Below are 20,250 nucleotides of genomic sequence, written 5' to 3' on the forward strand. Positions count from 1 at the left end.
CCGCTGGACTCTACTGCGGGGTTTTAATTATGCCGTAAGTTAGCCCATCAGCCATAAAAACAGCAGGCCAAAGATGACCACAACGGTGGCGATAGTGATGAGCGTACTATACAGGAGCTTGCCGTTGAAAAGGGAGTGCAGCGCCACGCCCACCACAACCGCAACGGGCATCAGCGCGAGGAAGAAAGGCCAGGTATAGAGGAAGAAAAAGAGGGTGTTTCCACCGTAGATCAAGAACGGGATACCCAGCGCCAGTAGCCACGAAACAAAGCCGACAATCGCCCCAGGGAAGGACCAGGTCGTCTCGTCGTCGGTCGTTAACGGTTCCGACCCGGTGGTAATCATGTAGTTTTCACTGTTGCGCATAGCTAATCCTGTGACCGTGACTCATCGCTCGGGAAGACAGCTCCCGAACGATACCGTCTCAGGATCTGATAATATCGTCCCGTCTGAGCAGGTCTAATAATTGGCTTACTAAATTTGTTACCAATTGTTGACCTTCCAGATGAATCTCAGGGGATTCAGGCGCTTCGTAAACCGAGTCAATACCGGTGAAGTTTCGCAGCTCTCCCGCGCGGGCTTTTTTATACAGCCCTTTCGGATCGCGCGCTTCGCAGATTGCCAGCGGCGTATCCACAAACACTTCAATGAAGCGATTCCGGCCAACGCGCTCACGCACCATCTGACGTTCGGCGCGGTGCGGTGAGATAAACGCCGTCAGCACCACCAGCCCGGCATCCGCCATCAGGCTGGCGACTTCTCCCACCCGGCGAATGTTCTCTTTACGGTCTTCATCGCTGAACCCTAAATCGCTGCACAGTCCGTGACGCACGTTGTCGCCGTCCAGCAGGTAGGTGCTCACTCCCTGCTGATGCAGCGCTTCTTCCAGCGCGCCTGCCACCGTGGATTTACCGGAGCCAGACAGCCCGGTAAACCACAGCACAACCCCACGGTGACCGTGGAGCTGTTCGCGCTGGGCGACGGTGACCGGATGAGGATGCCAGACGACGTTCTCATCATGGGCAGCCATTACTTGCCTCCCAGCAAATCGCGTGCGCCCCAGTGCGGGAAGTGTTTACGCACCAGCGCATTCAGCTCAAGTTCAAACGCGCTGAACTCAGAGGCCACGGTAGCCTGCGCGTTTGGCTCACGGACCATCCCGGCGCCGACGGTGACGTTGGTCAGGCGGTCGATAAAGATCAGCCCGCCCGTCACCGGATTCTGCTGATACGGATCCAGCACCAGCGGCTCGTCGAAGGTCAGATCCACCAGACCGATGCCGTTCAGCGGTAGCTCGCTCACGTCACGGTGGGTCAGGTTGTTGATGTCCACCTGGAACTGAATGCCGTCCACGCGGGCGCGGGTTTTCTTGCCGGCAATTTTAATGTCATAGCTCTGGCCTGCGGTCAGGGGCTGTTCCGCCATCCACACCACGTCCACGGATGCGCCCTGCACCGCCGCCAGCGTTTCCTGCGCGTCGACCAGCAGATCGCCGCGGCTGATGTCAATCTCGTCTTTTAGCACCAGGGTTACCGCTTCACCTGCCCCTGCTTCGTCCAGATCGCCATCAAAGGTGACGATACGGGCAATGGTCGATTCCACGCCGGACGGCAGCACTTTCACGCGCTGGCCCACGTTGACCGAGCCGGACGCAAGGGTGCCGGAGAAGCCGCGGAAATCGAGGTTCGGACGGTTTACGTACTGCACCGGGAAGCGCATCGGCTGGGTCTCAACCACGCGCTGAATTTCAACGGTTTCCAGCACCTCCAGCAGCGTCGGGCCGCTGTACCACGGCATGTTCGCGCTCTGAGAGGCGACGTTATCCCCTTCCAGCGCCGACAGCGGCACAAAGCGAATATCGAGGTTGCCCGGCAGCTGTTCAGCAAAGGTCAGGTAGCTCTGGCGGATCTCGTCGAATCGCGCTTCGCTGTAGTCCACCAGATCCATTTTGTTCACCGCCACCACCAGGTGTTTGATCCCCAGCAGCGTAGAGATAAAGCTGTGACGACGCGTCTGATCCAGCACGCCTTTACGGGCGTCCATCAGCAGGATCGCCAGGTCACAGGTGGACGCGCCGGTCGCCATGTTACGGGTGTACTGCTCATGCCCCGGGGTGTCGGCGATAATAAATTTGCGCTTTTCGGTAGAGAAGTAGCGATAGGCGACATCAATGGTAATGCCCTGCTCGCGCTCCGCCTGCAAGCCGTCCACCAGCAGCGCCAGGTCGAGTTTTTCGCCCTGGGTGCCGTGGCGTTTACTGTCATTGTGCAGGGAAGAGAGCTGATCTTCGTAAATTTGTCGCGTGTCGTGCAGCAGACGACCAATCAGGGTACTTTTCCCGTCATCAACGCTGCCGCAGGTCAGGAAACGCAGCAGACTTTTGTACTGTTGGGCGTGCAGATAAGCTTCTACGCCGCCTTCATCGGCAATTTGTTGGGCAATAGTCGTATTCATGGCGGCTCCTTAGAAATAACCCTGACGTTTCTTCAGCTCCATGGAGCCTGCCTGGTCGCGGTCAATCACGCGGCCCTGTCGCTCACTGGTGGTCGACACCAGCATCTCCTCGATGATCTCCGGCAGCGTCTGCGCACTGGATTCCACCGCGCCGGTCAACGGCCAGCAGCCGAGAGTACGGAAACGGACCATCTGTTTTTTGATCACTTCACCCGGCTGTAAATCAATGCGATCGTCGTCGATCATCATCAGCATGCCGTCGCGCTCCAGGACCGGGCGCTCTGCTGCCAGATACAGCGGAACGATCTCAATATTTTCCAGATAGATGTACTGCCAGATATCCAGCTCGGTCCAGTTGGAGAGCGGGAAGACGCGAATGCTTTCGCCCTTGTTTATCTGGCCGTTGTAGTTGTGCCACAGCTCCGGACGCTGGTTTTTCGGGTCCCAGCGGTGGAAGCGGTCGCGGAAAGAGTAGATTCGCTCTTTGGCGCGGGATTTCTCTTCGTCACGCCGCGCGCCGCCGAAGGCCGCATCAAAACCGTATTTATTCAGCGCCTGCTTCAGCCCTTCGGTTTTCATGATATCGGTATGCTTGGCGCTGCCGTGCACGAACGGGTTGATGCCCATCGCCACCCCTTCCGGGTTTTTGTGCACCAGCAGCTCGCAGCCGTAGGCTTTGGCGGTACGGTCACGAAACTCGTACATCTCGCGGAATTTCCAGCCGGTATCCACATGCAGCAGCGGGAACGGCAGCGTTCCCGGATAAAACGCTTTACGCGCCAGGTGCAGCATGACGCTGGAATCTTTACCGATGGAGTACATCATCACCGGGTTAGAGAACTCGGCGGCCACTTCGCGGATAATATGGATACTTTCCGCTTCGAGCTGCCGCAGGTGAGTAAGTCGTTTTTGGTCCATAACCGTTCCTTAAGCCAAATTTACAACAGAAGCGCCGAAGCCTTCTGTGTCGGTTGTGTGTTGGAACCAGGCGAGCGAGCTGTGCAACTGCACCACTTCTCCCACCACGATCAGGGCGGGCATCGGGGCGTCTTTCGCCAGGGTTGCAAGGTCTTGTAAAGTGCCGATGGCGACATGCTGATCGACGCGTGTCCCGCGGGAGATCACTGCTACCGGCGTCGTCGCATCGCGACCGTGCTGAATAAGCTGTTCGCTGATGTCTGCCGCTTTCATCGTGCCCATATAAATCGCCAGCGTTTGTCGGCTCTGGGCGAGATGCGACCAGTCAAACGGCGTGCTGTCGGCTTTATAATGCCCGGTCACAAAGGTCACGCTCTGGGCGTAATCACGATGGGTCAGCGGAATACCGGCGTAGGCCGTGACGGCAGACGCCGCCGTAATACCGGGGACCACCTGGAACGGGACGCCCGCTTCGGCTGCCGCCTGCAACTCCTCGCCACCACGGCCGAAGATAAACGGGTCGCCCCCTTTCAGGCGCACCACGGTCTTGCCCGCTTTCGCGGCGGCAATCAGCATTTGATTGGTGTCGTGCTGCGGCACGGAGTGCTCGCCGGCACGTTTGCCGACGCAAATTTGCTCCGCGTCACGTCGGATCAGTTCGCGAATACCGTCGGTGACCAGATGGTCGTAGAACACGACATCCGCATCCTGAAGAACCTGGAGGCCACGCAGCGTGAGCAGCCCGGCATCGCCCGGCCCGGCGCCCACCAGAATGATCTCCCCGCCCGTACTGCCGGGGTTATCCAGTTCGTCCTCGAGAATTTGTTGCGCCGCCGTCTCGTTACCGGCATGCATCAGGCTGGCAAAGCGGCCGCGAAACACACGCTCCCAGAAGCGACGGCGTTCCGTCACGCTGGTCAGACGCGTTTTAAGGTGGTTGCGCCAGTAGCTGGCCTTCTCCGCCATGCGCCCGAGGCTGGTCGGCAGCAGCGCTTCGATTTTTTCCCGCAGCACGCGCGCCAGCACCGGTGCGGTGCCGCCGGAGGAGATCGCCACCAGCAGCGGCGAGCGGTCAACAATCGACGGGAAGATAAACGAGCACAGCGGCTGGTCGTCTACCACGTTCACCAGACGGTGACGGGCCTGGGCTGCGGCGGAGATTCGGCTGTTGAGCGCCCGATCTTCGGTTGCCGCAATCACCAGTACCACGCTGTCGATCTGAGACTCTGCAAAATCCGCCTCTGCAACGATCTGCACCTGCGCCCCGGCGCGTTGCAGGAAGGCGATTTTGCGATCGGCAATTTCACCCGTCCCGACAACCAATACCGGTCGGTCTTTTAAGGCAGCAAAAAGGGGGAGATAGTCCACAGGCAACAACTCACTAACAACCACGAATAAAGGGACTATAGGGGGCGGCTTAGATCGAATGAAATTACGAATTGGAATGAGTAGTTACTCAATGGAATAACGCAGTGGAAAAGCAAATATCAAAAAGTGCTTAACACGCGAAATTTCGGGCATTTAAGAGCAATTCAAATTGTGTCTACCCGATCACAGTTTCATACTATGCGGGTTAAAATTTTGCTCTGTTTTTAAGGACTCACTATGTTTTCCGCAATGCGCCACCGATTCGTTGCCCTGGCGCTCGGCGTTTGCTTTATCCTTCCGGCTCAGGCAAAAAATCCATCTTACGGTGAAATAGCCAGTATGCAGGCGCGGCATATTGCGACGGTCTTTCCGGGCCGTATGACCGGAACCCCAGCCGAGATGCTCTCGGCAGACTATATTCGTCAGCAGTTTGCGGATATGGGCTATGAAAGCGACATTCGCGCTTTCCACAGCCGCTACATCTATACCACTCGCAATAAAACGCAAAACTGGCATAACGTAACTGGCAGCACGGTTATTGCAGCGCACGAAGGAAAGGCGGCTGAGCAGATTATTATTATGGCGCACCTTGATACCTACACGCCGTTGAGCGATGCCGATGTCGATAATAATCTCGGCGGGCTGACGCTTCAGGGACTGGATGATAATGCGGCGGGTCTGGGCGTGATGCTTGAGCTGGCCGAACGCCTGAAGAATATTCCGACGAAATACAGCATTCGCTTTGTTGCGACCAGCGGCGAAGAAGAAGGAAAACTCGGCGCTGAGAATCTCCTTAAGCGCATGACCGCTGAGGAGAAGAAAAATACGTTGCTGGTGATTAACCTCGATAATCTGATCGTGGGAGATAAGCTCTATTTTAATAGCGGACAGAGCACGCCGAGCAGCGTACGTAAACTCACCCGCGACCGCGCGCTGGCGCTTGCCCGCACGCATGGCGTCTATGCCGCGACAAATCCGGGCGGTAACCCCGATTATCCCAAAGGCACGGGCTGCTGTAATGACGGTGAAGTGTTTGATAAGGCGGGCATTCCGGTGCTGTACGTCGAGGCGACTAACTGGGCGCTGGGCAAAAAAGATGGCTATCAGCAGCGCGCTAAATCGAAGGCGTTCCCAAACGGGACCAGCTGGCATGACGTGCGGCTGGATAACCAGCAGCACATTGATAAAACGCTGCCGCAGCGGATTGAGCACCGCAGCCGGGATGTCGTGAAAGTGATGCTGCCGCTGGTGAAGGAGCTGGCGAAAGCGGGGAAAGCCTGATGTCGTTAAGCCCGGTGGCGGCTACGCCTTACCGGGCCTACGTTTTGTGCCGTTGTAGGCCTGGTAAGCGCAGCGCCACCGGGCGAAAAAACATTACCCTTCGTGCAGCCCGCACTCGCGCTTCAGCCCAAAGAATCGCGTCTCTTCTTCCGCCATTCCCGGTTCCCATTTACGCGTGGTGTGGGTGTCGCCTACCGACAGGTAGCCTTGATCCCACAGCGGATGGTACTTCAGCCCGTGCTTTTGCAGATACTGGTACACCGTGCGGTTATCCCAGTCGATGATCGGCAGCACTTTGAACACGCCGCGCTGCACCGCCAGCACCGGCAGCGTTGCCCGGCTACCGGACTGCTCGCGGCGCAGGCCCGCGAACCAGGTCTGAGCGTTCAACTCTTTCAGCGCCCGGTTCATCGGCTCGACCTTGTTGATCTCATTGTATTTCTCGATGCCCTCAACGCCCTGCTCCCACAGCTTGCCGTAACGCGCCTCCTGCCAGGCCGCGCTTTCGGTTGCGCGATAAACCTTCAGGTTCAGCTTGAGCTTGTCCGTCAGCTCGTCGATAAACTGATAGGTCTCCGGGAACAGATAGCCGGTATCGGTGAGGATCACCGGAATGTCCGGACGGATCTGATTCACCAGATGCAGACTGACCGCCGCCTGAATGCCAAAGCTCGACGAAAGCACATAGTCTCCCGGCAGGTTTTCCAGCGCCCACGCCACGCGCCCTTCGGCGTCGAGTTTTTCCAGTTGGGCGTTGGTTTCTGCCAGGGCCAGAATGCGTTCGACTTTTGGCAGCTCATTAAGGGCGTTTAGATCGAGTACGGACATAAGAACCTCGTTTGCCTGTTTTGCCGGGCGGCACTGCGTTTGCCCGGCCTACAAAAGCGGTGAAACCGCCGGGATGTTATTCCCAGAAATCCCTTGCGGGATCGAGCACCGGGCGAATGATGCCCGCACGTACCGTAAAGTCGCCGAAGCCTTCACCCGCTTCGCGCTCTTTCGCCCAGCGTCCGATAAGCACGTCGAGGGAATCGAGAATTTCCGGCTCGGTGATGTTCTCGCGGAACATACGCGGAATACGTGTCCCGATACGGTTACCGCCCAGGTGCAGGTTATAGCGACCCGGCGCTTTCCCTACCAGACCGATTTCGGCCAGCATCGCGCGGCCGCAGCCGTTCGGACAGCCCGTCACACGCATAACAATATGCTCGTCCGGAATACCGTGTTTTTCCAGAATAGCCTCCACTTTATCAGTGAAGGACGGCAGGAATCGCTCGGCTTCGGCCATCGCCAGCGGACAGGTCGGGAACGACACGCAGGCCATTGAGTTTTCACGCTGCGCACTCACCGCATTCATCAACCCGTGCTCGCGGGCCAGCTCTTCAATTCTCGCCTTATCGCTTTCCGGCACGCTGGCGACGATCAGGTTCTGGTTGGCGGTAATACGGAACTCGCCTTTGTGGATCTTCGCGATTTCCAGCAGGCCGGTTTTCAGCGGACGGCCCGGATAATCCAGAATACGGCCATTTTCAATGAACAGCGTCAGGTGCCAGTTATTGTCGATGCCTTTCACCCAGCCGATGCGATCGCCGCGACCGGTGAATTCGTAAGGGCGGATCGGCTCAAATTTGATCCCCGCACGACGCTCCACTTCCTCTTTGAACGTCTCGACGCCTACGCGCTCAAGGGTGTATTTGGTTTTCGCGTTTTTACGATCGGTACGGTTACCCCAGTCGCGCTGGGTCGTGACCACCGCCTCTGCCACGGCCAGCGTGTGCTCCAGCGGCAGGAAGCCGAACTCGCTCGCGGTGCGGGCGTAGGTTTTCTTATTACCGTGCTCGATGGACAAACCGCCGCCCACCAGCAGGTTAAAGCCGACCAGCTTGCCGTTTTCGGCAATCGCCACGAAGTTCATGTCGTTGGCGTGCAGGTCGATATCGTTCTGCGGCGGGATCACCACCGTGGTTTTAAACTTACGCGGCAGGTAGGTCTGGCCGAGGATCGGCTCTTCATCGGTGGTGGCGACTTTCTCCTGATCGAGCCAGATCTCCGCATAGGCGCGGGTACGTGGCAGCAGATGTTCGGAGATTTTTTTCGCCCACTCGTACGCTTCGGCGTGCAGCTCAGATTCGTACGGGTTCGAGGTGCAGAGCACGTTACGGTTCATGTCGTTGGCAGTCGCCAGCGCGTCCAGACCCACGGAGTGCAGCATCTGGTGCACCGGCTTGACGTTCTTCTTCAGAATGCCGTGGAACTGGAAGGTCTGACGGTTGGTCAGACGAATGCTGCCGTAGATTGTGTTTTCACCGGCAAACTTGTCGATCGCCTGCCACTGTTTCGTAGTGATTACCCCGCCCGGCAGACGACAGCGCAGCAGCATCGCGTGACGCGGCTCCAGCTTCTGTTCGGCACGCTCGGCGCGGATATCGCGGTCGTCCTGTTGGTACATACCGTGGAAACGGATCAGCAGGAAGTTGTCGCCTTTGAAACCGCCGGTCAGGCCGTCATTTAAATCTTCGGCAATGGTACCGCGCAGGTAGTTGCTCTCTACCTTCATGCGCTCGGCATCAGTCAGTTTGCCTTCGACCACCAGTGGGCCAGGATGTTTTTCGCTCATTAGTAGACATCTCGCTGATAACGGCGCTCTACGCGCAGCTCACTTAAAAATTCATCCGCCGTTTCGGCATCCATACCGCCGAATTCGGCAATCACTTCCAGCAGTGCCTGCTCAACGTCTTTCGCCATGCGATTGGCGTCGCCGCAGACATAAATGTGGGCGCCGTCATTGATCCAGCGCCACAGCTCTGCGCCCTGTTCGCGCAGTTTGTCTTGTACGTATACTTTTTCTTTCTGATCGCGGGACCAGGCCAGATCGATGCGGGTCAGCACGCCCTCTTTGACGTAGCGCTGCCACTCAACCTGGTAGAGGAAATCTTCAGTAAAGTGCGGGTTGCCGAAGAACAGCCAGTTTTTACCCGGCGCGTCGTCTGCTGCACGCTGCTGCATAAAGGCGCGGAATGGCGCAATACCGGTGCCTGGGCCAATCATAATCACCGGCGTTTCGGGGTTCGCCGGCAGGCGGAAGTTGTCGTTGTGCTCGATAAAGACGCGAACTTCACCCTCTTCTTCCACGCGGTCTGCCAGGAAGCCTGACGCCCCACCCGCGCGCGCGCGGCCTTCGATGTCGTAACGCACCACGCCAACGGTGATGTGGACTTCGTTTTCCACTTCCGCCTGCGAGGAGGCGATGGAGTACAGGCGCGGGGTCAGCGGACGCAGCAGGCCGACCAGCGCGTCAGCATCCAGCTGTGTCGGAGAGAAACGCACCATATCGACAATCGGCGTTGTCGCCGCGTATTGCTGTAACTTCGCCTTATCCCCGACCAGCGGAAGGAGCGATTCGCTGCGGGTTAAGGTGGCGTAGTTTTCAACGATGTTGGCGGTATTCACCGTCAGTTCGAAATGCCACTGGAGCGCCTCGGAGATCGAGAGCGTTTTGCCATCCACGGTAACCGGTTCATCGCCTTTCAACCACAGCAGCTCGACCAGCTCTTTCACCAGCGCCGGATCGTTCTGATACCAGACGCCCAGCGCATCGCCAGGCTGGTAACGCAGGCCAGAGTCACCGAGATCGATTTCGATATGGCGCACGTCTTTTTCTGAATCACGGCCCGTGATTTTCTGGTTTACCGACAGGCTCGCCGTCAGTGGCGCCTCTTTCGTGTAAGGGCTGGTGTGGATTTCGTTAACGGTGCCGGCTGCGGTAACGGCGGCCTGCGCTGGCGTCTCTTTCGGGACGCGGGCCTTCAGCACCTCAACGATGCGCGCCCGCCATTCGGCGGCGGCAGCCTGGTATTCCACGTCAGCGTCTACGCGATCCAGCAGGCGCTCTGCGCCCAGCTCCGCCAGCTTGCTGTCGAAATCTTTACCGGACTGGCAGAAAAATTCATAGGACGTATCACCGAGGCCGAAGACGGCAAAGGCGGTGCCCTCGAGCTTTGGCGCTTTTTTCGAGAACAGGAACTTATGCAGCGCGACGGCTTCTTCAGCAGGCTCACCTTCCCCCTGCGTTGACGCCACCACCACCAGCAGTTTTTCTGACGCGATCTGTTTGAATTTATAATCCCCGGCGTTGACCAGGTTAACGTTCAGCTTCGCGGCGAGCAGGTCATCACGCAGCGCTTCGGCCACACGACGGGCATTACCCGTTTGCGAAGCGGAGATAAGCGTGATGGCAGGAATTTCAACGGCCGTTGGCGGTACGCCTGCCACAGCACCCGGCTGCTGGTTCAGCATTCCCCAGAAATAGCCGGAGACCCAGGCAAGCTGGGTGGGTGAAAAATCGGAAGTCGCGGCCTGGAGGCGCGCCAGTTGCTCCGGGTTAAGGGGAAGCAAATTTGAAGGTGGGGCCTGTGTTGTCATGCGTCGTTATGTTCCAGTAGCAAAGCGGACTTTAAGCGAATAAATCCAAACTGAAGATAAGGTTAACGGCGGGGATAATAACAATTAAAGAAGGGATGGAAATAATTAATAACCAAATGGACTAACCTGTTTTAGTTATCGTTCTTAACGATAAAAGCGATTAAATAACCATATGAAATAAAACAACAAAAATCGATAAACACCATGAATACGAGGCGGTGACCGTTCAGAGCCGTTTTAGTTAATGATAAAAATTGTGCTTTCCGGTACTATGCGGCGGTTTTTTCCGCATTCCTGAGAGCTATGATGTCCACCACACTGTTTAAAGATTTCACCTTCGAAGCCGCACACCACCTTCCACACGTTCCTGCCGGGCACAAATGTGGCCGCCTGCATGGACACTCGTTTATGGTGCGTCTTGAAATCACCGGTGAAGTCGATCCCCATACGGGCTGGATCATGGACTTTGCCGAACTGAAGGCCGCGTTTAAGCCGACCTACGATCGTCTCGATCACTACTATCTGAATGATATTCCGGGCCTTGAAAACCCGACCAGCGAAGTGCTGGCGAAATGGATTTGGGATCAGATGAAACCGCTTGTGCCGCTGCTGAGCGCGGTGATGATCAAAGAGACCTGCACGGCAGGCTGCGTCTACCGCGGGGAGTGAATCTCCTCCGTTTCGGCCTCAAGAGGCACGAGCGGCGTAAACTCATAGAGCACCAGCGCATTACTCTCCAGTGATTCTGTCAGTTGCCAGCCGTCATCAATGCGTTCATCGTACAGGGAAAGCGTTGGACGCGCTTTGTGCGCTATCCAGCGCCACATCTCTTCGTCAGGGCCGCTTTCGCTGCCTACCCCTTCAAGCAACGGATAGAGCGCGCCGTTATGCTGATCGAAAAGATGGCGTTTAATTCGCCAAATACCGCGCATTCCCTTCAGGTGTAAATGATACTGCTGGCGAAAACGCTGGATGAATGCTTCTTCACTGGAAAGGAGCGGATTAAAAACCACCACATTACGCAGCAGCAACTGGTAACCATTGTAATGGCGCGTGAGCAGAACACGCCCGTCGTTTACCAGCACCTCGCCCCGCAGGCGTTGCCAGAGCCAGAGTACCCAATAAACCGGCCGTGGGAGACCATGGTTGTACTGTAGCGCAAGGCTTGACGTATCGATGGTATTGTTCGCACGAGCTTCACCCTGAAGGCCCGAATTGAGCCAGAATCCCCCTAGCCAGACCTGCTCCGATAGCCCGAGCAGGCTCTGCATCAGCAGCGCCCCACGAAAAAACCAGCCGTTTGTCGCCCGCGTGTTCCCGGTGAGGGTATTCCAGGAGAGAAGCCAGACGGGAAGCGAACATTTGCGCAGACGAAGGGCGGCGATAATCTGGCGGATCTTCTGTACCGGATAATTTTCTGTAGAAGAGAGTTGGGCTGGCTCCCGCTGCGCAGGATCGAGAAGTTCATTGGCATCGGCTGAACAGGCAAGAAAATCGGCCTGCATCAGGATGGCTGAGCTGAACAGGGTATTGTCGCTCACGCCCGCGCTGTCGGGTGAAAATCGATGCCATAAACCAAACTTTGCCTGTGGCAGATAGTTGCGTATGACGTTTTGCTGCGCCAGCCAGACCTGCTCCCGGGTCTCCTCACTCGCCTGTGTTGACCAGTGCATGACAAAGTGCCAACCCGCGGTGATCTCGGGCGAAAAATGATTGACCGACCGTTGTAAAAAACGGGCAAGTAGATCGCGACGGGTCGTTACGCCGGTGTGCAGCAGCACCGTCCATTGCTTTTTTGCCAGCCAGGTGAAGAGCTGATGCAGATTGTACCAGCAGGCGTAGCCCGCCATCTGGGGGTCATCCCACCCGGTGGCAAACAGACGGCTGCTGAGAAAAGGTTCGGCGATATCAATTCCCTCTATGGGAATGGCCTCATTTATCGCTTCAAGATTCTGACGAACGTCCTCACGCAGTAAATCGTCGAGCTCACGCAGAGTAATGACTACCCGCATACGGCGCAGCGAGGTGGAGAGAGGATTAAGCTGCTCAAGATCCAGTGTCTGCTCCTGCTGCGGGCGATCGATAAGCGGGGAGGCTCCCCAGCCGCGCGCCACCGGTTCATTGAGCAGGCTAAACAGCTTATCCATGGCCACCGGATAGCGCTGCTCACACCTGTCCGTACGAACACGTGTGGCCTCCGGGTGCTGGCGTCGGGACTTACGAAACTCACCCGGGGACATATTGTGAACACGCCGAAACCGATCGGTCATCATACGCGTGCTGGCGAAACCCTGCTCAAGCGCAATCTGATGCAGCGGTCGGTTCGTCAGACGGAGCGCGTCAGCCGCCTTTTCCAGCCGCAGGGTGGTGATGTACTGCATGAAACTGATCCCCACCTCCTTGCGAAAGAGACGAGAGAGCCAGGCTTCAGAGACATATTCACTCGCGGCGATTTCCGCAAGCGTAATACGGCGAGAATAACTGGCATTGATCCGCTCTATCACCCGGGCAATGCGTTTGCTGTGCGCTGGGGAAAGTTCACGGGACAAAAACCGGGCGGGCTGCTGAAAGCGGCTGGTCAGCAACAGCAATATCTCGCTCAGCCAGCGGTACGCCTCCAGCCGGTAGCGGTGTGGGTCGTTGATGAGGGTGACCACAAGAAGCTGGCGCAGCAGATCGCGAAGCGCATCGCATTGGGGCCAGACGCCTCCGGCTTCTGCCGGTATAGCGTAATCATGGACAAAAAAATCATTGCAGAGCTGGACCACCCAGCGCCCGGAAAGGGACACGCGCAGGGTGATATTTGCCGTTTCGCTCGTGAACTGCCAGCACCGATGACGGTTGATGATGGCAAGGGTATTGGCCTCCAGGATGTCACGTCCCACATCGGTATTCAGCTCAGCCCGCCCTTCCAGCACCCAGAGCAACGTTAGCGTATCGCCTTCATCCTCCACGCAGTGGCGAATGTCCTGGATCTCCACCCAAAATTCATCTCCCCGCTGATTCATCTTTCCCCTCATCAAAGACAAATAATGACCGGCTCTTTTTTGTCATAACGGAATTGTATGAAAAACAATCAAAACAAAACCGTCGCTTTACAACAAAAAAATGCATTTTCTGGCAGTGCGATCGTCATAGACTCGAAATTATCACCGTTTGGCATAAAAAGGATAACAAAAATGACACATCCAATTATCGAAGCTCTGCGCGGCAAAGAGGCCCAGTTCACTGAATTACGTCGCTATTTTCATCAGCATCCTGAAATTGGTTTTGAGGAGCACAATACGAGCGATCGCGTTGCGGCGTTGCTTGAGGAATGGGGATATGAGGTTCATCGCGGCCTGGCGAAAACCGGTGTGGTCGGCACGCTGAAGGTGGGTAACGGGCCTAAACGCCTGGGTCTGCGCGCCGACATGGATGCGCTGCCTATGCAGGAAAACAGCGGCAAGGCCTGGAGCAGTACCGTTGAGGGTAAATTCCACGGCTGCGGTCATGACGGCCACACCACAACGCTCCTGTATGCAGCGGAGTACCTGGCACGCACCCGCAATTTTAACGGCACGCTGCACCTTATTTTTCAGCCTGCGGAAGAACTTCTGTATGGCGGACGCGTTATGGTAGAGGACGGTTTGTTTGACCTGTTCCCCTGCGACCACATTTTTGGTCTGCACAATATGCCGTCACAGCCCGTCGGAAAAATTGGTCTGCGCGATGGCGCCATGATGGCCTCTTCTGACACCCTTCATATTGAGGTTAACGGCGTGGGGGGTCACGGTGCGGTGCCAGAACATACCGTAGATGCCACCCTGGTTGCCTGTCATATCACTATCGCTTTGCAGTCCATTGTTTCGCGCAATATCACCCCTTTTCAGCCTGCCGTCGTTACCGTAGGCAGCATTCAGGCTGGACATGCCCCCAACATCATCAACGACAAAGTATTGATGAAACTTACCGTGCGCACGCTGGATGAAAGCGTGCGGCAAACCGTGCTACAGCGCATCCATGATATCGCCGTTGCGCAGGCGGAAAGTTTCAATGCCACGGCTACCATTCGACACATTAATGGCAGCCCGGTACTGAAAAACAATCCGCAAGCCAATGAGATGGTGCGCAACGTCGCCACCGATCTGTTCGGTCAGGATTCCGTCGCGGAGGTGAATGCGTTTATGGGCAGCGAGGACTTTGCGTTCATGCTCGAGAAAAATCCCAATGGCTGTTATTTCACCCTTGGCGCTGGCGATGAGCCTGACCGCTGCATGGTGCATAACCCGGGCTACGACTTTAACGACACTATTCTCCTCACCGGCGCGGCGCTGTGGGCCGCACTGACCGAACACTATCTGCGCTGATTCGCACCTTCCCGGGAGGGCTGCATTATGAGTACCGTTTCCCTGACAGACGCATCCGCCTACGCCGGTAACGATCGGCTGCTGGCGGGTATCGTCATGAGCGTTCTGACCTTCTGGCTGTTTGCCCAGTCGGTTATCAACGTGGTTCCGGCCATGCAGAATAGCCTCGACATTGCCCTCGAAACCCTTACGCTGGCCGTCAGCCTGAGCGCGTTGTTTAGCGGCTGTTTTGTCGTAGCCTGCGGTGGGTTTGCCGATAAGTTTGGGCGCATGCGCCTGACCATGACAGGCCTGATTTTGAGCATAATCGGAAGCGGTCTGCTGTTCATTTCATGGGAGCCCGTCCTGTTTCTGTTGGGAAGAGCGATACAGGGGCTATCCGCGGCCTGCATCATGCCCGCCACGCTGGCGCTGATTAAGACCTGGTATGAAGGTAAAGCACGCCAGCGCGCAATCAGCTTCTGGGTTATTGGTTCATGGGGCGGGAGTGGCCTGAGCTCGTTTGTGGGAGGCGCCATCGCCACCACGCTGGGCTGGCGCTGGATTTTTATTTTGTCGATAGTGGTGGCTCTGGTCGCGCTATTGCTTATCCGCGCCACGCCGGAAAGCCGCAGCCCTGATGCGTGTCGACACAAGCTGGATATCAGCGGCCTGGTGAGTTTTGTCCTTATGCTGGTGCTGTTCAATCTGTTTATCAGCAAAGGACACAGCTGGGGCTGGAGTAGCAGTTTATCGCTTCTTGTACTGTGTGGAGCCGTGATTGCACTGATGTGCTTTGTCGTTACCGGGCGGCGGAAGGGCGATGCGGCATTGATCGATTTCGCCCTGTTTAAAAACAGGGCCTATAGCGCCTCGGTATTCTCAAATTTCCTGCTCAACGGCTGCATTGGCACCATGATGATCGCCAGCATCTGGTTGCAGCAAGGCCATCATCTGTCACCGCTACAGACCGGCATGATGACGCTGGGGTATCTGGTTACCGTACTGGCGATGATCCGGGTGGGTGAAAAACTGCTTCAGCGCTATGGCGCCAGGCTGCCGATGATGACCGGCCCGCTGCTGACCGCAACAGGTATTACGCTGATTTCATGCACCTTCTTAAGCAAAGAGGTCTACATTGTCACCGTCTTTCTGAGCAATATTTTATTCGGGCTGGGGCTCGGATGTTACGCCACGCCCTCAACGGACACGGCGGTAATGAATGCCCCTGAAAACAAAGTGGGGGTGGCTTCAGGGATCTATAAGATGGGCAGTTCCCTGGGCGGCGCAATGGGGATCGCGGTCACCGCATCGCTATACGCCCTATGGCTGCCGATGGGAACGGCCAGTGCCGCGCAGTATGCCTTGCTTTTCAACAGTGCGATTTGTCTTGGGTCAGCCGTAGTGACCTGGGCTTTACTGCCAACAACAAAAGCCCCGCGTTAAGCGGGGCCACAAAAGTATCAGGCAATGTTCAGATATTTGTGCGTCTGCATCGACAGGCGCCAGTTGCGGGCGATACAGGTTTCAATGCACAGACGGGTTGCATCGTCTTTCTGGCTGATAGGCTGTAGCGCGATCACGCGCTGCTTCTCGTCCGTCAGCGTCGCCAGCAGTTCATCCAGCGCTTCGATGTCACGCACGCGCCCCACCGGATGTTTGATCTCATCCGCACGCTCAAGCGCCTGCGACAACACGTCATAACCGCCACGCATATTCACTTTCGGTGAAACCGTTACCCACGTTGAATGGGAGCAGCGCACTTCATGGGTACCGCTGGTTTCGATCTGACAGCTATAGCCGTTCTTCTCGAGCAGTTCGGTGAGGGGCATCAGATCGTGAATGCAGGGTTCCCCGCCGGTGATCACCACATGCCGCGCCGTCCAGCCCTGACGACCAATAATGGCAAGCAGATCTTCCGCGTTGCCCGCGCCCCATTTATCGCTCTCTTTGGTTTTCGCCAGAATGCTGAACAGCGACACTTCCCGATCTGCGAGCTTATCCCACGTATGTTTGGTATCACACCAGGCGCAGCCAACCGGGCATCCCTGTAAACGAATAAAGATAGCGGGAACGCCGGTAAAGTAACCCTCGCCTTGCAGGGTCTGGAACATCTCGTTAATCGGGTACTGCATAGTCAACTCTGTTAAGGGAATAAACGATAAGTATCGCAGATCCCCGTCAGATGATCATGCTCCATCGGTGCTTTGCGCGCCAATTGCCGCCATAAACCGTTCCGTAATTTGCTGCGGTCGGGTGATCGCCCCGCCGACGACAACCGTATGCGCCCCCAACTCCAGACACCTGGCCGCACGATCGGGGGTATCCACGTTACCTTCGGCAATCACGGGGATCGTGGCGGCAGACAGCACCTCTTTCAAAAACGCGCAGTCATTTTCCGGTAGCGAATGGCCCGCGGTCTCTGCCGTATAACCGTAAAGGGTGGTTCCGACACAATCAAACCCCAGCGCCTGCGCGGTCACGGCCTCCTGCACGGTGGCAATATCCGCCATCAGCAGCAGCGAAGGGTAACGGGTGCGGATCTGCGCGATCAGCATGTCCAGCGATACGCCACCGGGCCGTTTCCGGGCGGTCGCATCCAGCGCAACGATGTCCGGGGCGACCGCCATCAGCTCATCCACTTCTTTGAGCGTCGCGGTGATAAACACCTCGCTATCCGGATAGTCCCGTTTGATGATGCCGATGACCGGCAGTGAGACCAGCCCTTTGATAGCCTTGATATCCACCACGCTATTGGCGCGGATCGCAGCGGCACCGCCCTGGGCTGCCGCCAGCGCCATTCGCGACATAATAAACGGGCTGTGCAGCGGTTCATTTTCCAGCGCCTGGCAGGAGACGACCAGTTTTCCTTTCAGGTTATCCAGTACAGTTTTCATTACGATAAGATCTCTTCCACTTCGTTTTTGATAATGGTGACGTGCGGGCCATAGATGACCTGGACACCGTTGCCGCGGACGATAACGCCGCGCGCGCCGGTCGCTTTCAGTGCTGCTTCATTGACTTTGCTACCGTCTTTCACCGTGACGCGAAGACGCGTGGCGCAGCAGTCAACGTCATCCAGATTGTCTCTTCCACCCAATCCGGCGACCACCGCCGCGGCACGCTCGCTTTGCGGCAGGGTAGCCTCGTCAGCCAACGCCTCCTTTTCACGGCCCGGCGTGGCAAAATCAAAACGTTTAATCAGATAGCGGAAAGTACAGTAGTAAAGGAAGAACCACGGTACGCCTACCAGCGGGACGAACATCCAGTTAGTTTTCGCTTCACCCTGCAAAATGCCGAACAGCACGAAATCAATAAACCCGCCGGAGAAAGTTTGCCCGATGGTGATATGCAGCATGTGCGCGAGCATAAACGCCAGCCCGTCAAACAGCGCATGAATGACGTACAGCACCGGCGCAATAAACAGGAATGAGAACTCGATGGGCTCGGTAATGCCCGTCAGGAAAGAGGTTAACGCCGCTGACAGCAGCAGCCCGGCTACGCGCTTCTTGTTCTCGGGTTTAGCCGTGTGGTACATCGCCAGGCAGGCGCCGAGCAGGCCAAACATCATCGTGATAAAGCGCCCGGACATGAAGCGCGACGTGCCCTCATAGAAGTGCTGGGTGTTCGGGTCCGCAAGCTGAGCAAAGAAGATCCGCTGCGTGCCCTCAACCAGGTGACCGTTAACAATTTCACTGCCGCCAAGCGCGGTGGTCCAGAACGGCAGATAAAAGATGTGGTGCAGGCCAAACGGGCCAAGCATGCGCAGGATGAAGCCGTACAGCAATGTCCCCAGATAGCCGGTGGCATCCACCAGACCGCCAAGGCCAAAGATCAGCTTCTGAAAATGCGGCCAGACCACGGTCATCAGCGCGCCGACGAGTATCGCCGCCAGTGAGCTGATAATGGGAACGAAGCGCGAGCCGCCAAAAAAGCCCAGAAATTGCGGAAGCGCGATTTTATTAAACCGATGATGCAGTGCGCAGGTCACAAGCCCAATAACGACCCCACCAAACACGCCCGTTTCCAGCGTCTGAATACCCAACGTCATGCCCTGCCCTACGGCGCCCGGGTTCTCATACGCCAGTTTTCCGGTCAGGATCAGCAGCGCATTGATAGTGGCATTCATCACCAGATAAGCGAGTAATGCCGCCAGCCCTGCCGTACCTTTATCATTTTTTGCCAGCCCAACGGCGACCCCAACAGCAAACAGTACCGACAGGTTTGCGAACACAATCGAGCCTGCACTGCTCATGATGGTAAATATGGCCTGTAGCCAGCCAACGTCTAAAAATGGATACGCGGTAAGCGTATTCGGATTCGATAGCGCCCCGCCGATCCCCAACAACAGACCTGCTGCGGGCAGTATGGCGATAGGTAACATAAAGGATTTGCCAAAGCGCTGCGCTTTTTCAAACCATCCGCCGGAAGACGCTCCGCTGAACATTTGCATCATTTTTTTATCCCCCTGGTTGTTGATGAAAATTTTTACCACATATAATTTTAATTGTGAAAATTACCACCAAAAACCAGGACGCCGATCATACTTTTTCGAAATGACTGGCATCTCTCCCCCGCTTTCCGCCACACTAGTTGGCAGAGAAACGCATTAAGGATCTAGCATGTCGGACCATGAAAACCTGCTGCTGAAGCTACGCCAGGAGGCTTCCGGGTACAGCCCAACGCAACAAAAACTGGGGGAGTTTGTTCTCAACGATCCTGCCAGGGTGCTCTACCTGACGATCACCGAGCTGGCGCGTGAAAGCGGCACCAGCGAGGCCAGCGTCACACGCCTTTGCCGCACGCTGGGCTGTAAGGGATATAACGAATTTAAAATGGCGCTTGCGCTGGATATTCAGCAGGGTTTGCCGGAGCGTCAGGCAGGAGATGCGATAGATAACGTGGTGGATGAGTCTGTCCAGGCGCTGCAAGATACCGCAAAACTCCTCGACCGGGCCCAGCTTGAACAGGCGACACTGGCCTTGCATCAGGCGCAATCAGTGCAAATTTACGGGGTGGCGGCCAGCGCGATTCTGGGGGAGTATTTGCATTACAAGCTGCTGCGACTCGGCAAACCTGCACAGCTGTTTAGCGATATGCATCGCGCCGCCATGAATGCGACGACGCTCTCGAAAGAGACGCTGGTGGTGGCCATCTCAAGTTCTGGCTCTACACGGGATCTGCTTCACGTGGTGAAACTCGCCCGCAAGCGTGGCGTTAAGGTACTGGCGCTCAGCAATACACCCCGCAGCCCGCTGGCCTCCCTGAGCGATTTACAGCTGGTTGCAGCCAAGCCCGAGGGACCGCTGAGCGCGGGTGCGCTCAATGCCAAGGTTGGCGTGATGCTGCTGGTTGAACTGCTTACCACTTCCCTTATTGCAGTAGACAGCCATTACGGTGACGTAAGCCAGCAAACGGCCAGCGCCACGCTGCCGCTTCTGCTATAGAAAACAAAAAACCCGCCGAAGCGGGTTTTTTC

17 protein-coding genes are annotated in these 20,250 nt (G+C 56.6%); 5 read left to right on the top strand and 12 right to left on the bottom strand.

What is annotated here, in order from left to right; genetic code table 11:
• Nucleotides 1–39: 39 nt before the first annotated feature.
• The 5 genes from ACOT1A_RS05645 to cysG are packed head-to-tail and all read right to left on the bottom strand — an operon-like array spanning nucleotide 40 to nucleotide 4,740.
• The gene (locus ACOT1A_RS05645) at nucleotides 40–366 is read right to left on the bottom strand and encodes a DUF3561 family protein (RefSeq protein WP_006811767.1); all 327 of its coding nucleotides are present in this window, start codon (nucleotides 364–366) and stop codon (nucleotides 40–42) included.
• A 58-nt stretch (nucleotides 367–424) separates the two neighbouring features.
• Entirely contained in the window at nucleotides 425–1,030 is a 606-nt protein-coding gene (gene cysC / locus ACOT1A_RS05650) for an adenylyl-sulfate kinase (protein WP_022649188.1), read from the bottom strand.
• Nucleotides 1,030–2,454 carry a sulfate adenylyltransferase subunit CysN gene (gene cysN, locus ACOT1A_RS05655; protein WP_022649189.1) on the bottom strand — a complete coding sequence of 475 codons (1,425 nt, stop codon included), beginning with the start codon at nucleotides 2,452–2,454 and terminating at the stop codon, nucleotides 1,030–1,032. Before cysN ends, cysC begins: the two co-directional genes overlap by 1 nt.
• Before the next feature lie 9 nt (nucleotides 2,455–2,463).
• The gene (gene cysD / locus ACOT1A_RS05660; protein WP_006811770.1) at nucleotides 2,464–3,372 is read right to left on the bottom strand and encodes a sulfate adenylyltransferase subunit CysD; all 909 of its coding nucleotides are present in this window, start codon (nucleotides 3,370–3,372) and stop codon (nucleotides 2,464–2,466) included.
• Between the two features lie 9 nt (nucleotides 3,373–3,381).
• Nucleotides 3,382–4,740: a siroheme synthase CysG gene (gene cysG, locus ACOT1A_RS05665; protein WP_276169926.1), complete on the bottom strand. Its 1,359-nt coding sequence runs from the start codon at nucleotides 4,738–4,740 to the stop codon at nucleotides 3,382–3,384.
• A gap of 237 nt (nucleotides 4,741–4,977) precedes the next feature.
• Between cysG and ACOT1A_RS05670 the strand changes: the two genes are divergently transcribed.
• A complete protein-coding gene (locus tag ACOT1A_RS05670) occupies nucleotides 4,978–6,021 on the top strand; it encodes an aminopeptidase (protein WP_276169925.1) in 1,044 nt (347 codons plus the stop codon).
• Nucleotides 6,022–6,114: 93 nt separating this feature from the next.
• On the opposite strand, the gene cysH is transcribed toward ACOT1A_RS05670, so the two are convergent.
• From cysH to cysJ, 3 genes are all read right to left on the bottom strand, one after another.
• Complete coding sequence (gene cysH / locus ACOT1A_RS05675; RefSeq protein WP_134348895.1) at nucleotides 6,115–6,849, bottom strand: phosphoadenosine phosphosulfate reductase; 735 nt, start codon at nucleotides 6,847–6,849, stop codon at nucleotides 6,115–6,117.
• 76 nt (nucleotides 6,850–6,925) lie between these two features.
• Nucleotides 6,926–8,638 (bottom strand): assimilatory sulfite reductase (NADPH) hemoprotein subunit, encoded by a 1,713-nt coding sequence (gene cysI / locus ACOT1A_RS05680; RefSeq protein ID WP_023298486.1) that lies wholly within the window; start codon nucleotides 8,636–8,638, stop codon nucleotides 6,926–6,928.
• Nucleotides 8,638–10,443 carry an NADPH-dependent assimilatory sulfite reductase flavoprotein subunit gene (gene cysJ, locus ACOT1A_RS05685; protein ID WP_276169924.1) on the bottom strand — a complete coding sequence of 602 codons (1,806 nt, stop codon included), beginning with the start codon at nucleotides 10,441–10,443 and terminating at the stop codon, nucleotides 8,638–8,640. The genes cysI and cysJ overlap by 1 nt, the downstream gene beginning before the upstream one ends.
• Before the next feature lie 303 nt (nucleotides 10,444–10,746).
• Between cysJ and queD the strand changes: the two genes are divergently transcribed.
• Nucleotides 10,747–11,112: a 6-carboxytetrahydropterin synthase QueD gene (gene queD / locus ACOT1A_RS05690; protein WP_006811776.1), complete on the top strand. Its 366-nt coding sequence runs from the start codon at nucleotides 10,747–10,749 to the stop codon at nucleotides 11,110–11,112.
• On the opposite strand, the gene ACOT1A_RS05695 is transcribed toward queD, so the two are convergent.
• Nucleotides 11,097–13,451: a helix-turn-helix domain-containing protein gene (locus ACOT1A_RS05695; RefSeq protein ID WP_276169923.1), complete on the bottom strand. Its 2,355-nt coding sequence runs from the start codon at nucleotides 13,449–13,451 to the stop codon at nucleotides 11,097–11,099. The two genes, queD and ACOT1A_RS05695, sit on opposite strands and share 16 nt — an antisense overlap.
• 171 nt (nucleotides 13,452–13,622) lie before the next feature.
• On the opposite strand from ACOT1A_RS05695, the gene ACOT1A_RS05700 reads away from it, so the two are divergent.
• Nucleotides 13,623–14,792, top strand: a complete 1,170-nt coding sequence (locus ACOT1A_RS05700; protein WP_023306836.1) for a M20 aminoacylase family protein — start codon at nucleotides 13,623–13,625, stop codon at nucleotides 14,790–14,792.
• Nucleotides 14,793–14,819: 27 nt separating this feature from the next.
• Nucleotides 14,820–16,217 carry an MFS transporter gene (locus tag ACOT1A_RS05705; RefSeq protein WP_063147442.1) on the top strand — a complete coding sequence of 466 codons (1,398 nt, stop codon included), beginning with the start codon at nucleotides 14,820–14,822 and terminating at the stop codon, nucleotides 16,215–16,217.
• A 17-nt stretch (nucleotides 16,218–16,234) separates the two neighbouring features.
• Here ACOT1A_RS05705 and queE read toward each other — a convergent pair whose 3' ends face one another.
• From queE to ACOT1A_RS05720, 3 genes are read right to left on the bottom strand one after another with little or no spacing between them, the layout of a single operon-like run.
• Nucleotides 16,235–16,906, bottom strand: coding sequence for a 7-carboxy-7-deazaguanine synthase QueE (queE, locus tag ACOT1A_RS05710; protein WP_276169922.1), 672 nt, complete (start codon nucleotides 16,904–16,906; stop codon nucleotides 16,235–16,237).
• Nucleotides 16,907–16,960: 54 nt separating this feature from the next.
• The gene (locus ACOT1A_RS05715; protein ID WP_063849457.1) at nucleotides 16,961–17,668 is read right to left on the bottom strand and encodes an N-acetylmannosamine-6-phosphate 2-epimerase; all 708 of its coding nucleotides are present in this window, start codon (nucleotides 17,666–17,668) and stop codon (nucleotides 16,961–16,963) included.
• On the bottom strand, nucleotides 17,668–19,227 hold the full coding sequence (locus tag ACOT1A_RS05720; protein WP_276169921.1) for a maltose/glucose-specific PTS transporter subunit IIC: 1,560 nt from the start codon (nucleotides 19,225–19,227) through the stop codon (nucleotides 17,668–17,670). The genes ACOT1A_RS05715 and ACOT1A_RS05720 overlap by 1 nt, the downstream gene beginning before the upstream one ends.
• Before the next feature lie 166 nt (nucleotides 19,228–19,393).
• On the opposite strand from ACOT1A_RS05720, the gene ACOT1A_RS05725 reads away from it, so the two are divergent.
• Nucleotides 19,394–20,218, top strand: a complete 825-nt coding sequence (locus ACOT1A_RS05725; protein WP_015571725.1) for a MurR/RpiR family transcriptional regulator — start codon at nucleotides 19,394–19,396, stop codon at nucleotides 20,216–20,218.
• Nucleotides 20,219–20,250 lie beyond the last annotated feature (32 nt).

It is taken from the genome of Enterobacter cloacae complex sp. SYL003, assembly GCF_049236925.1.
Taxonomy (GTDB): Bacteria; Pseudomonadota; Gammaproteobacteria; order Enterobacterales; family Enterobacteriaceae; genus Enterobacter; species Enterobacter intestinihominis.